The sequence below is a fragment of the Rahnella sp. BIGb0236 genome, from assembly GCF_004364755.1.
GTDB lineage: Bacteria > Pseudomonadota > Gammaproteobacteria > Enterobacterales > Enterobacteriaceae > Rahnella > Rahnella victoriana.
Genome location: NZ_SOAO01000003.1, coordinates 176,878 through 190,404, shown reverse-complemented (window position 1 = coordinate 190,404; position 13,527 = coordinate 176,878). Strand labels below are relative to the sequence as shown.

12 protein-coding genes, 1 pseudogene and 2 riboswitches are annotated in these 13,527 nt (G+C 44.2%); of the genes and pseudogenes, 4 read left to right on the top strand and 9 right to left on the bottom strand.

The window, feature by feature from the left end:
• Positions 1–21: 21 nt before the first annotated feature.
• Positions 22–118: riboswitch (TPP riboswitch) on the bottom strand.
• Positions 119–276: 158 nt separating this feature from the next.
• Positions 277–516: a transcription factor gene (locus EDF78_RS07725; protein ID WP_133822853.1), complete on the top strand. Its 240-nt coding sequence runs from the start codon at positions 277–279 to the stop codon at positions 514–516.
• Positions 517–591: 75 nt separating this feature from the next.
• Positions 592–1,149 (top strand): annotated as a pseudogene (locus EDF78_RS07720) (recombinase family protein).
• Between the two features lie 403 nt (positions 1,150–1,552).
• On the opposite strand, the gene EDF78_RS07715 reads toward EDF78_RS07720, so the two are convergent.
• The 7 genes from EDF78_RS07715 to EDF78_RS07690 form a co-directional block, all read right to left on the bottom strand.
• A complete protein-coding gene (locus EDF78_RS07715; protein WP_133822852.1) occupies positions 1,553–1,768 on the bottom strand; it encodes a hypothetical protein in 216 nt (71 codons plus the stop codon).
• Positions 1,769–1,840: 72 nt separating this feature from the next.
• On the bottom strand, positions 1,841–2,395 hold the full coding sequence (locus tag EDF78_RS07710; protein ID WP_133822851.1) for a hypothetical protein: 555 nt from the start codon (positions 2,393–2,395) through the stop codon (positions 1,841–1,843).
• Complete coding sequence (locus EDF78_RS07705; protein ID WP_133822850.1) at positions 2,392–2,985, bottom strand: ComF family protein; 594 nt, start codon at positions 2,983–2,985, stop codon at positions 2,392–2,394. The genes EDF78_RS07710 and EDF78_RS07705 overlap by 4 nt, the downstream gene beginning before the upstream one ends.
• A gap of 564 nt (positions 2,986–3,549) precedes the next feature.
• Positions 3,550–5,571: a helicase-related protein gene (locus EDF78_RS07700; protein ID WP_279586798.1), complete on the bottom strand. Its 2,022-nt coding sequence runs from the start codon at positions 5,569–5,571 to the stop codon at positions 3,550–3,552.
• A 27-nt stretch (positions 5,572–5,598) separates the two neighbouring features.
• The gene (locus EDF78_RS25750; RefSeq protein ID WP_243839429.1) at positions 5,599–6,120 is read right to left on the bottom strand and encodes a hypothetical protein; all 522 of its coding nucleotides are present in this window, start codon (positions 6,118–6,120) and stop codon (positions 5,599–5,601) included.
• A complete protein-coding gene (locus EDF78_RS07695; RefSeq protein ID WP_065370540.1) occupies positions 6,117–7,019 on the bottom strand; it encodes a DUF1837 domain-containing protein in 903 nt (300 codons plus the stop codon). The genes EDF78_RS25750 and EDF78_RS07695 overlap by 4 nt, the downstream gene beginning before the upstream one ends.
• A 216-nt stretch (positions 7,020–7,235) precedes the next feature.
• Positions 7,236–8,537, bottom strand: coding sequence for a tyrosine-type recombinase/integrase (locus tag EDF78_RS07690; RefSeq protein WP_133822849.1), 1,302 nt, complete (start codon positions 8,535–8,537; stop codon positions 7,236–7,238).
• A gap of 67 nt (positions 8,538–8,604) precedes the next feature.
• Positions 8,605–8,705, bottom strand: a riboswitch (TPP riboswitch).
• A gap of 150 nt (positions 8,706–8,855) precedes the next feature.
• Here EDF78_RS07690 and EDF78_RS07685 point away from each other — a divergent pair.
• Positions 8,856–9,290, top strand: coding sequence for a GNAT family N-acetyltransferase (locus EDF78_RS07685; protein WP_119822664.1), 435 nt, complete (start codon positions 8,856–8,858; stop codon positions 9,288–9,290).
• A gap of 139 nt (positions 9,291–9,429) precedes the next feature.
• On the top strand, positions 9,430–10,092 hold the full coding sequence (locus EDF78_RS07680; protein WP_133822848.1) for a DUF3313 domain-containing protein: 663 nt from the start codon (positions 9,430–9,432) through the stop codon (positions 10,090–10,092).
• A 114-nt stretch (positions 10,093–10,206) separates the two neighbouring features.
• Here the strand turns inward: EDF78_RS07680 and guaA are convergent, their stop codons facing one another.
• The gene (guaA, locus tag EDF78_RS07675; RefSeq protein WP_119822665.1) at positions 10,207–11,784 is read right to left on the bottom strand and encodes a glutamine-hydrolyzing GMP synthase; all 1,578 of its coding nucleotides are present in this window, start codon (positions 11,782–11,784) and stop codon (positions 10,207–10,209) included.
• A gap of 223 nt (positions 11,785–12,007) precedes the next feature.
• Positions 12,008–13,474, bottom strand: a complete 1,467-nt coding sequence (guaB, locus tag EDF78_RS07670) for an IMP dehydrogenase (protein WP_015689478.1) — start codon at positions 13,472–13,474, stop codon at positions 12,008–12,010.
• Positions 13,475–13,527 lie beyond the last annotated feature (53 nt).

Below are 13,527 nucleotides of genomic sequence, written 5' to 3'. Positions count from 1 at the left end.
GGCGCTAAAGAAGGCGGTATCGGGAGAGATACCTGACTTCCCTACGCTGGCATTATCCAGATCAGGTGGTACGGGTATTTCTCAGCCCATCAGTGATGGGGCACCCCGAGTCATGAAGATTGAATCTCTATACTTTTTGCCAGCTTAGGGGAAGTTGCTTGCTGACGCAAGCCCGCCCTTCCGGTTATCGCTTCTTCACGCTGTACCCCAGCTTGTACCCCATATCTGTATGACAAAACCTCTTGATTATCTAAATTTGATAAGTGAGATATGCAAATGACAGAAACCCAGATCTACGAGAGCATTAAGCAAGCCATCAACAGCGCACCGCGAAATGGTCAAACGGTTGAAATGCACCTCCAGATGATCAAATACGCCGACCACCTGAAAAACGTCACTGCTAAAGAGTTTTGCGAGGGTGTGGGACTTAAAGCCAGTTTTGGTACTGAATTCAGCAAAATGAGAAATCTCACCGAACGGCTTAAAGCCTCTGGGCTTGATACCTCGAAGCTGTGATTAACAAGATCATCGGTATCTACGTTTAGTTAACGAGGTTATTTTGATACTACCTTTTGAGACTTAGAGAACATCATGACAACGGTGATCGGATATGTGCGAGTTTCCACCAGCGACCAGAACGTTAAAAACCAGAAGCAACAGATAACCGATGCTGGTTATAGCGTTACTCGCTGGTTCAGTGATGAAGCGGTGAGTGGTGCAATCAAGGCGGAAGAGCGTCCAGGGTTTGGTGAACTACTCAGTTATGTGCGAGAAGGCGATACGCTGATTGTGATTGCTATAGACCGCCTGGGGCGTAACACGATTGACGTTCTTTCCACCGTGGAAAAATTGCAGACGAAAGGCGTGAAAGTTGTCAGCTTGCGTGAAGGGTTCGACCTGTCAACGCCAGTTGGTAAAGCGATGCTCACTATGATGGCAGGGCTTGCCAGCCTGGAAAAAGATCTGATCGCAGAGCGTAGAACAGCAGGTATCAAGCGTGCTCAGTCTGAAGGAAAACATTGCGGCAGACCTATAAAAGCAACCGTTGAACAGGTGCGAGAATTGTTAGCGTAAGGTTTACCGCCAGCAGTGGTACAACACAGGTTAGGTATCAGCAAAGCCACCTTCTATCGACTAAAGACCTTCTGATCTACATCACTGATATTTAAGGATTCTGGCTACTCAGGTAGGTGGTAGGGAAAGTTAGAGCTTAGCAGTTCAAGCAACAAGATAACTTATTCTCAGCATTAGCGACTAAGGATGCTAAATAAGTGCAAGTAGTTAACTACTATAGTTTGTCTCATTTGCGTATACCCAAAAGAAACAATGGGGCATTTATCCAATAAATATTCATTTCAATATCAAATTATTTACTGGCGATATTTCATCCAGTTAAAAGATAGAGATCGGGGAGAAAATGAAATTGCTTAATGCTTTAAACGATGAGCATTGAACAGATTTTGTACAATTAATAAAAGCCGCGTGACAGGATGATCCTTAAATACCCATATACCCAAGGCTGCTGGGGTAAATCGCTCGGAAACGGTTGTCATTAAATAGTTGAATACAACTTAGTCAGGTCAGAGACAATTATTTCCTGAGCATCTAACGCTAATTTAGCTGAATGGTCAGCATTACGCAATTCAATCTGATACTCTTCACGTCTGGCTTCCTGCGCCATGTTCCCCTCACTACGTTCACAATCTCTTTGCAACTCGCTAAAGCATGCTTCTCGCGCCGTCTCATAGCGAAAGCGGATATCAATCAATGCTTGTATTTCTTCTTTTAAAATAGCCTCTTAAAGCTGTTTTTTATCCATTATGAAAGTGTCCATTTTTAGTTAAATAAGTGCTATCTGCTCATTTTTTAGTCGCGCCAATCTTTCGGAAAGTTTTATTTTTTCTTCAACTTTTTCGAGCGCGGAAGCAGACATACAGCTTATCAACTTGTCTACATCTTTTGGTTCTTTGATAACAATAAACTCCTTAGACTTATTAATAAATACTACTGAATACTTTTTACGGGACAAAAGTTCAATAACATTACTTAATGTGCCAGGGCTTTTGGTATCCCACACCATGAGACCATAATCAGCGGCTTCCGCCATTTTAATATCTTTTGCAGTGAAAAATGCGCGCGTGCCAGGTGTATGATCTGTATGAACAACGTTGACGGGCCACGAGCCGAGGTTATTGCGTGGTCTTACAGAACTACTGAATACCGTAGCAGCACGACATCCCAACTGTAACAACTCCTGCTGCACGGATGAGTCAACGCCTGTTGCGTCACCGACCACAACGTTGAAATTCTTATCGACGATTTTCTTCAACCTCTCAACGATTTGAGGGGCCAATTTTTTTATGGTTATCGATCCAGCTACAAAAACGGTTTTCATTCTGGTTTCCAAGTCAGGGCCGCGACATAGATTTTATCTATTTTACTATATCCACGAAGCGCCGCAACCGCCGCCTCCATCGATACACCCGTGTGATAAAGGTCATCAATGATAAGTGCGTTGTAAGTCCCTTCAGAAGATATAAGATCTTGATATGAAAACATATTCGCTACAGCTTCAAGTTTTTCTGCTCTGGTGCTCAGATTTTTGAGAGAGGGACCACCGGCTTTTTTCAGAATTAATCCGTCAAAACAATTCATCCCAAATCCCATTTTACTTGCAAGAACTTCAGCAATTGCTGTGACTGGCTGTCTGGCTCTTGGATTAGAGGCAGCCATCGGAATGATTAGCTGAATACCCTTAAAAAGAGGGAGTGCTTTTTCAAAAAGACACTGCGCGAGTGGTTCAACTTGGTTCCAGTCATGCTGATATTTCAGCTGATAAAGTGCCTCACCAACTTCAGTACGTTCGTTATGAAACTGAGGCCGTCCATATTCATTATCACCCAAATAGGTACTTTTAATCATATGCTTATCCATTGCATATCCTAAATCCCAATTGCCAAAAATTGGCTTGATATTCACGTTCATCTGTCTTCCTTTACCGTAAGAAATGAGCAAGGAATAAACTTACAATCATTAAGATTCATCCGAAAGTGAAAAGTGTTGAGCTTGAGAGGTTGCTCTACCCTTGTGCAATAATTAGTCAACCCACAAGTAAATCCAAATCCTGACGTTTGCTTTAGAAGGGCTGTAGCCCTATCTGCGCCAGTCGATAAAGGCATGTTTACAATAATGTAGGAAAGTAATAATTGCGTACGATCTACCAAAGAGACAATTGAACAGATGAGAGAGTTGTTAGTGCAAGGTTGCACCATGAGCAGCGGTACAGTATAGGTAGCGACCAGCAAAGCCACCTTCTGCCGACTTAAGATATTCGCTCATCTCTCTGATATTTTAAGATTCAGGATATCGTTGGACCGGGGTAGAAAAGATCGAGCTTAACAGTTTAAGCATCTTGGCAGGTTTATCACCGTTGTACCGGTAGTAGAGATCAATATAGTTACAAAATTAAGTACTAACTCAAATTAAAGTAGCACACTTAAAATATGAGTTTTACCAGAGGCTATTTAACTAACCTCTGGCTTACGAAAATCATAAAAGCGAATGAATTTCCAATGAGTAAAGTTTATTTTTTTTAACCAATTCCTTAATTGTTGATTTGTTTTTTATTACTAACTTGTTAGACTCAACGTTCATTTTCAAATGTTTTGAAAAATTCCTTTTGAGGTATACTGCGCAATCCCTTGAAAAACCCACCATTTGCAAATGCCACACGATAGGATCATTTGATCCGAATTCGATGAACTGTGACCAATTTGCGCCTGGATTTCCATGATGAACATAAGTTAAGAGCTGACAATAATGTGAAATATAATTCTGCAATAAATACCCCACTCGCAACTCAATATCTTTAATTGTGTCATTTACTAATGCTGTTATATGTGATGAATTATTGCTATCAAAAGGAATTGGTGCATTCTTTATATAAATGGTTTTGTTTTTCTTGTATATTATTGCCCCTGATATTATCTCTTGAAGGCTATTACCATACATCCATTGAGAAAGTATAAGTGCGTAATAAGGGATCGAATTAGAATATAGACGATTTTGACCAGTTGCGAACTTATCTATCTGATAAATCTCAAAAATCAAGCTCAGCTTCGATTTAATTTCATCATATGAGGGCTGCCATGACAATTTTATTTCATTAACACTGAGTGATTTTATTTTATTAAACGCATTATACTGTGAGTCAACAGGGATATGGCTATTTGCCAGAAGTATATTAAGTGGTAGATTAATATCTTTAGTGCTATTTTTTGCACTTAATACGATTTCTGGCTTACCACTGTGTTGAAAATAATTAATTAACGGAAGATGTTTCTCATCCCGCATCGTATCAATTCTAATCATATCACCTAATGTTCGCAGAAATTCAGAATTCTTAATCTTTCCTGTTTCTCCTGTAGCTATTATTTCATGCAACTCATTTAATCTTTTTTTGTCTTCAATATAAAAACTTGGCGTCAATGATATATCATTTTTATCTGATAATAGAATGTTATTAATTGCTTTATTATCCCATATTTTAACTTCATCTCTAATACAAAAAATATCTCCTGATAATTCCATAGCTAATCGACCAGCCCTGCCTGCCAAATTCCAAAAATCAACAGGCTCTAAAGGGCTGAGGCCTTTTTTATGAGTTAGAATGAAAACAGATCTCGCAGGTAAGTTCACACCTTCGAGAAGGGTAGACGTACAAAAGAGATATTCTATATTTCCTATTTTGAAGTTATGTTCAATTAGATCTCTAATCGATTGTGGCAAATTACCGAAGTGAAAGGCAACACCGTAATTAATAGCTTCAGCAAGTTCATAATTATCATGAACAAACTCTCTAATTTGTGCTGATATCTCTATATTTTTCGGATTTATAGCTCTGTTATTTATTTTAAGATATTTGATAAAATCCCTGGTTCTAACAAGGGTACTTTCAACACCACCACAGTATATGATCTTACTTTTCTTGTGATTTAATTTATAAATTAAATCATTCGCACTTTTATACTTGTTAAAATCCCTTTCAATTTTCTCAAGGTTTCTATCGTGTGTGTTTACAACACTAAAACTGTCATTTAATAAATCAATAAAATACATATTTTGCGCAGTGGCACCTTCTGTACTTCTATAAACCTTTGATTTTGAACGATTAAAGAGAGAATTGAACACATCAGGATTTGATAGGTTAGGCGATGAGAAGAATAGCTTTGCACCCGGATTATTATTAAGAGTCTGCTCTATTGCCGAATACGTAACAAGACTCCTTGAGTCATTCTTAGTTGTAAGTTTTTGAGCCTCATCCACAAATAAATAATCAATCTTTAGTTCAGGGATAGTACTTATAATACTAACCAATCTTTCAGGTGTTAATATAAAAATATAACCGCTATCAACCTCGCTATCGATCATATATGATGTGGTAACTATCGTATAGCTGTTTGAGCATGCCGAATTCGCCATTTCATTTTTTAACTTAAGGGCATTTTGGCTTATTAATGCTCTTGTAGGTACGATCAACACTATATTTTTGTCATTATATTTCGACGTAATCTCTTTAATATAGGCGTTAATAACAAATTATTTCCCCATTGAGGTTGGGCCAGCAAAGCTAATAGTTGAACTGTTTTTCAATAATTGATACAACTCATATTGCCTGTCCGTGAAATATATCCCATCGTCATCTGTTTTTTGTACCGATTTTTTTATTATGGAGTCTATCTCTCGATCTAAGGGTAATGAGACCCCATCAGATATTAATTTTTCAGCTGCGTATACCCCAATTCTATTTATAACCGCTGAACCTATAAATTTGAAATATGGATCATCATTTTTGAATGCTGCTATTTTGCTTATTATTTCAAATGCACGAGTTCTATACACTTCAACATCGGAGTGAGACAAAATATCGGCAAAACGTAAAGCATGCGAGATCTTATTGGTTTCAGACAGCTCAAGAATTTTTATCGCTCCCCGATCAAATAAAAACTTGTCATATAATTCACTTATATACTTATATATTTCTTTAAAATAAGGGCTCGCAAAAGCATCTTCTGCAAGGCGAGCCGCTAAATGAATATTATTAGAGCTTAATTCACTCATGAATCCCCCTCTATAGTTAGCATATCTTTAATTAGCTGCTTACGCGTTATATCTATATTTGTAAAAGGGACTATATATATGTGAAACTCATGCCCAAATAATCCATGATTGATAATCTTTTTTTGTATGGTTTTAACAACACGTGAAGCATGCTCTTTAACAGATTCATTTACCCACTCTCTGAATTCTTTGGTCTTCAATGCTAAGATGGAATTATCAACTGGTAGTTCGAATCCGAGAAATATGCCAAATGACAGGTCGAGATCCGGTCCATTATTACCAGAGGGTAGCAAAACTTCTTTTATCTTTTCATATCCAGCTTCTGAAACCATTTCATTTATAACATGTGTATCTATTAACCCTCTTTCAAACCCCATTCCATTAGCCTTGAAGTCAACTATAGAATCAAATGCCTCTCGAGCACCGTCTAACAGATCGGCATACAACTTAGACTCACCAAAAATTAACTGAAAACTATCGTCTGTTTCTAATAAATGTACACCATCAGAACCTTTAATATAGTCATTTGAATCCGTTTTCAATTCCATTTTGGAAAGTAGTTTGGGAGCATTTAATCCTGCCTCAAGAAAGGCATATAAGAGCAACTCACCCAATTCACCTTCATTTGAAGTGTAACTTCGGAATTTTTGTATTGCTTCAAAGAATGGCTTAGGACTATAAGCAGGATAGTTTTGTTTAAACTCTTCAATTCGCCTATTAGAATGTACATAACTAATAATAAGTTCCCGAAGTTCTTCAACCAACTTTGAATATATGAATTGATTGCTTTCAATATTCAATATATGCAAGTTTAACGTTGATTGCTGTGGGCAAGTGTCTATTTGTACAGTCTTAAATAAGTTCAAAAACCGTTTATCAACTCGTATTGGTAGTAGCATATCCACAATACCTTCTTGTTATCATGGACAAAATTTATCATACCAAGTATATGTTGTCGATTTCTTGCACTGATTATAGATACTGTATTAATATACAGTCAAGTGATGTTTTGATGTTTTTGTTCAAAAAATGCACTATTGGAATGGTCTGTAATACAAATAAATACTTAACTCTCACGTTTATCATAGCAAAACATTCATAACGAATATGCTATCTCAGATCCAATAAATCCCATCAATAACATAGCAAACTGATGATAGTGGAAACTTATGTAAATAGCGTTTCGTGATCCCACCACTCTTCTCATGGCCTACCGTCTGTTGTAGGTGAAGAATGTTGGTCACCCAACCAGCCATTGCCGCAGAGCAGACCGAGTGACGGATAGAATGCAGCAACCGCCGCTGTCCATAATCGTCCAGATAAGGAATACCCAACTGATCCCGAACATCAGCAAACACTTTGCCGATCTTCGTCATGTTCGTACCTGCCACTTCTGAAAAAATCCGCTCTTTCCACTGGCGATCAACGTAATCCATGAAACCCCATTCGATTAACTTAGGGTGGATGACTACCTGCCTCGTAGCGTTCTCAGTTTTCCCCTGCCCTCCTTCAGCAATCAGGAAATAGTAACGCTGGCTATCTTCGTCAAATTTAATCTGTGACTTCTCCAGCTTTCCTATCTCGCCTCTTCTCGCTCCCGTGTATGCCAATAACAACGTGATCCATTTTTGCCAGTTATCGGGCTGCTTAAGCGCCCACCCTACAAACTTTTTCATCTCGGCTGTACTGTATGCGCCAAATCTTGCTTTCGATGGTGCAGCCACTACCCCATCAGTTGGCGACTTCAGCAAAACGTCTTTACTTTCAGTAAGAAAAGTTTTGAACAGTGATTTGTAGAGCTTTAGATGTTTATGGATGGCTTCAACCCCGACCAGTTCATCAGCCGGGGCATCGTCACATTCTATCAATTGCTGAATGGTCATTGAGCGATAAGGCTGTACAACTCGCTTAGGGAGGTTCTCAACAACTTCCATCACCTGTTTAATGTCCTGCTTGGTGATAGCCGTGACATTAGTTTCTCCGCCCAAGACAGTTAGCAACACTTCCATGTAGCGCTTATTTGCCATTGAGATCGATTTCGTCCAGTTTCGCCCCTTTTCGTCTTTGTACATCGCCCACGCATCCGAGAGGGTTATCACTTTTTCCGATTCGGCTGGCGGTTGAGATTCCACGATTTCAACAGGAGGAGCTATCTGCTGGTGGGGGAAAAGTGGATTTCTCACAGCCTGGCGTTCTGACGTAATCAGGTTTGACAAAAATGAATCGAAAACTGAGATCGGCGTAGCTAATGATTTAACAAAAGGAATATGCGGAGTGACGCCAATCATCAAAGCAGATGCTTCACGATAGCTGTCAGTGAGAAGGGATTTCTTATATATCCTGCCATTTGAAAGCCGGATTTGAAGGTAGTAGTTGCCGTTTCGCTGAAACGTGTATGGAAGAGTTCTGTACCCCATGAATACACCCTTTTTGTACCTCAAGTGCATTATGCACCGACAAAAAGAGAGTCAATCTCATGATAAGTAGGCCGAATTTCGGCCCCCTACGCTGGCATAATCCAGATCAGGTAATACGGGTAAAATCTCAGCCCTGACTTTTGCAAGCGGGCACCCCGAGTCAAGGGGACATTATTGGTGGCGCAGGCCAGAAGATCAATCAGGAAATGCGATAAAAACCGGCTGACGACCCCATTGAACTTGCCCCTGTTCGCTGGCAGTATCAAAAGGCAAATATGAAGACAGACATTGATGTTAAACCTTTCTCAGGAGTTCTCTTTGCCATCATCCCTTCACATCCGCCCCTACCAGGAAGCAGACCGCCCTTTCTTGCGTACCTTATATCTGGCGTCACGCAAACATACCTGGACCTGGCTGGAAGACGATTTTCAACTGGAGGATTTTGACCGTGCCGTGATCGGTGAAAAAATACTGGTCGCCGAACGTGACGGGCATTTACTGGGTTTTGCCTCGATCTTCACGCAGGAAAATTTTCTGCATAACCTGTTTATCGATCCGCAATATCAGGGAACCGGCGCAGGCACGGCCTTGCTACACGCCGCCGAAGAAACGTTCACCCGTCAGGGCTCGCTGAAATGTTTAGTAAAGAGTGAAAATTCGGTCAGCTTTTACCTGTCAAAGGGCTGGAACATCGTCTCTACGGGGGAAAGTCCGAAGGGGGAATACTATCTGTTTCATTCATCAAAAAAATAATTAAAGACGAAATGATTACCCCACAGAACTGAATTTTCGCGATCCTGACGAATATCAATTTTTCTTTGTAGTGAAGAGGTTAAATTTTGCAGCGGTGCTATACATACCTTGTCTTCCTTAAAAATTTTCGAGGGTACGAATGAAAACAATAAAACTGATGCAGGTTGCTGCAGTGACCGGCGCGCTGTTCCTGGCCGGCTGTACCAGCCATGTGACACAGACTGAAAAATTCTCCGGTTTCCTCGGCGATTACTCCGGACTTAAGGAAGTGAAAACAGGGTCCGGCAACCCTGTGCTGCGCTGGATTGATCCTTCTTACAAACGCTCAAATTATTCCTATATCAAATATGAGCCGATCAAATTCTATCCTGAACCTCAGCCAACGGAACAAATCAGCAAGGAAACCTTGCAGGGCGTTCTGGATTACGCCAACAGCCGTATGAAACCGGCACTGGCCGAACGTATGCAACTGACCGACGTGGCTGGCCCGCGCACCCTGATTTTCAAAGGTGCTATCACCGGTGTGAATACAGCGGCAGAAGGTTTGCAGTTCTATGAAGTCATCCCGGTTGCGCTGGTGATTGCCGGTACTGAAACGGCGACAGGCCACCGTACCCGTGATACCGAAGTCTACTTTGAAGGTGAGTTGATCGACGCCAGCACAGGTAAACCGGTGATTAAAGTCGTGCGTAAAGGGTTCGGCAAACAGGTGTCCAATGACAGCCAGAAAGTCACCGCCAATGATCTGAGAGTGGTGGTAGACAGCATGGCGAACGACACAAAACTGTTCCCGCGCGATTAAAAACAGTGCGGTTCTGAGTGATTCCGCAATAAAATTCAGACATAAAAAACGCCAGTGGATCTTGCGATCACACTGGCGTTTTTACAGGATTTACGCCTCAGCTTGCGCTAAAACTTATTCCCACTCGATCGTCGCCGGTGGCTTACCGGAGATGTCATACACCACGCGGGAAATGCCGTCGACTTCGTTGATGATGCGGTTGGAGCAGCGGCCGAGGAAATCATACGGCAGGTGCGCCCAGTGCGCGGTCATAAAGTCGATGGTTTCTACTGCACGCAGGGAAACCACCCAGTCATATTTGCGGCCATCGCCCATCACGCCAACGGAACGCACTGGCAGGAAGACGGTGAATGCCTGGCTGACTTTGTTGTACAGGTCGGCTTTGTGCAGTTCTTCGATGAAGATTGCATCGGCGCGACGCAACAGGTCGCAGTATTCTTTCTTCACTTCGCCCAGCACACGAACGCCCAGACCTGGACCCGGGAACGGGTGACGGTAAAGCATGTCGTACGGCAGGCCGAGTTCCAGACCGATTTTACGCACTTCGTCTTTGAACAGCTCTTTCAGCGGCTCAACCAGACCCAGTTTCATTTCCTTTGGCAGACCGCCCACGTTGTGGTGCGATTTGATCACGTGCGCTTTGCCGGTGGCAGACGCGGCGGATTCGATCACGTCAGGGTAGATAGTGCCCTGCGCCAGCCATTTCACTTCGTCTTGTTTGCAGGCTTCTTCATCGAACACTTCAACAAAGACGCGGCCAATGATTTTACGTTTGGCTTCGGGTTCATCAACGCCCGCCAGTGCAGACAGGAAACGCTCTTCCGCAGCGACGTGAACAATGTTCAGACCGAAACGGTCACCGAACATTTCCAGCACCTGATCGGCTTCATTCAGGCGCAGCAGGCCGTTATCGACGAATACGCAGGTCAGACGGTCGCCAATGGCGCGGTGCAGCAGCATGGCGGTGACGGAAGAGTCAACGCCACCGGACAGGCCGAGGATCACGTGATCGTCGCCAATCTGCACACGCAGACGCTCAACAGCGTCTTCGATGATTTTCGCAGGCGTCCACAATGCTTCGCACTCGCAGATGTCCATGATGAAACGTTCGAGCATACGCAGGCCCTGACGGGTATGCGTCACTTCCGGGTGGAACTGCACACCGTAGAAGCGTTTTTCTTCGTTCGCCATAATGGCAAACGGGCAGGAATCTGTGCTGGCGACGGTCACGAAATCAGACGGGATGGCCGTCACTTTATCACCGTGGCTCATCCAGACGTCGAGCAGCGGTTTGTTGTTCTCGCTCAGGGCATCCTGAATGTCGCGGATCAGCGCGCTTTCCGTCTGCACTTCAACCTGCGCATAACCAAATTCGCGCTCGTTAGAACCTTCAACATGGCCGCCTAACTGCATTGCCATGGTTTGCATGCCGTAGCAGACGCCGAGAACCGGAACACCGGCTTCGAAAACATAATCTGGTGCACGCGGGCTGTCATGCTCGGTGGTACTTTCCGGGCCGCCGGACAGGATGATCCCGTTCGGGTTGAATTCGCGGATTTGGGCTTCGGTTACGTCCCAGGCCCAGAGTTCGCAATAGACACCCAGTTCACGCACGCGGCGCGCAACAAGTTGGGTGTACTGGGAGCCGAAATCGAGGATCAGGATACGGTGCTTGTGAATATTTTCGCTCATGAGGGGGCGTTTTCCAGAAAGCAATAAAAGCGTTAAAACGGAATATTAATCAGCCCGGAAACATCGGGCTGGGTATAAATTGGTAGTGACTCGATCCAGGCGCTCGCGAGCTAAGGTGAGGCAAGGCGGAAGCTGGCGATAAAGCGCAGTTTACATGACGTAAATGAGCATTTTGAGCCAGCTTCCAACGCCGGCTCGCCGACGCGCAGCAGCGACTGTGGAATTAAGATCCCATGCGGTAGTTCGGTGACTCTTTGGTAATCGTCACGTCATGCACGTGGCTTTCCTGGATCCCTGCACCGCTGATACGGACAAACTCAGCCTTGGTGCGCAGGTCGTCGATGGTAGCACAACCGGTCAGCCCCATACAGGAGCGCAGACCGCCCATTTGCTGGTGGATGATCTCTTTCAGACGGCCTTTATACGCCACGCGACCTTCGATACCTTCCGGTACCAGTTTGTCAGCGGCGTTGTCAGTCTGGAAGTAACGGTCAGAAGAGCCTTTGGACATTGCGCCCAGAGAACCCATACCACGGTAAGATTTGTACGAACGGCCCTGGTACAACTCGATTTCGCCCGGCGATTCTTCAGTACCTGCCAGCATCCCGCCGACCATCACACAGCTTGCGCCAGCAGCGATAGCTTTTGCGATGTCACCGGAGAAGCGGATACCGCCGTCAGCGATAACCGGAATACCGGTGCCTTCCAGCGCTTCAACTGCGTCAGAAACGGCAGTGATTTGCGGAACGCCTACGCCGGTCACGATACGGGTGGTACAGATTGAACCAGGACCGATACCGACTTTCACTGCGCTCACGCCTGCTTTGGCCAGTGCCAGAGCACCTGCGCCAGTCGCCACGTTACCGCCAATGATTTGCAGATCCGGGTATTTTGCGCGGGTGGCGCGGATACGTTCCAGAACGCCTTCGGAGTGGCCGTGAGAGGAGTCGATCAGCAGAACGTCAACACCGGCAGCCACCAGCGCATCGATACGTTCTTCGTTGCCCGCACCTGCGCCAACCGCTGCACCGACGCGCAGGCTGCCCTGCTCATCTTTACAGGCGTTCGGTTTACGTTCGGCTTTCTGGAAGTCTTTTACGGTGATCATACCGAGCAGATGGAATTGCGCGTCAACCACCAGCGCTTTCTCTACGCGTTTTTCGTGCATTTTCTGCAGCACGACTTCACGGGCTTCGCCTTCTTTCACGGTGACCAGACGTTCTTTCGGCGTCATGACCGCAGTGACAGGCTGTTCCAGATCGGTCACGAAGCGCACGTCACGGCCGGTAATAATACCGACCAGTTCGTTTTCTTCCGTCACGACCGGATAACCGGCAAAACCGTTGATTTCAGTGAGTTCTTTGACCTGACGCAGAGTGGTTGAAGGTGTGACGGTTTTAGGGTCAGCAACAACGCCGCTTTCATGCTTCTTCACGCGACGGACTTCTTCCGCCTGACGCTCAATAGACATGTTCTTGTGGATGAATCCGAGGCCGCCTTCCTGCGCCAGAGCAATCGCCAGATTCGCTTCAGTCACGGTATCCATCGCTGCGGACAGCATAGGGATATTCAGACGGATTTTAGCGGTCAGTTGAGTACCGAGGTCGGCAGTGTTAGGCAGAACTGTGGAGTGGGCTGGAACAAGGAGAACGTCGTCGAACGTTAGTGCTTCTTTTGCGATACGTAGCATGGGCAATATCTCACCAAGGTGGATGCGGAAAAGATAAAATATTGCAGCGGGAG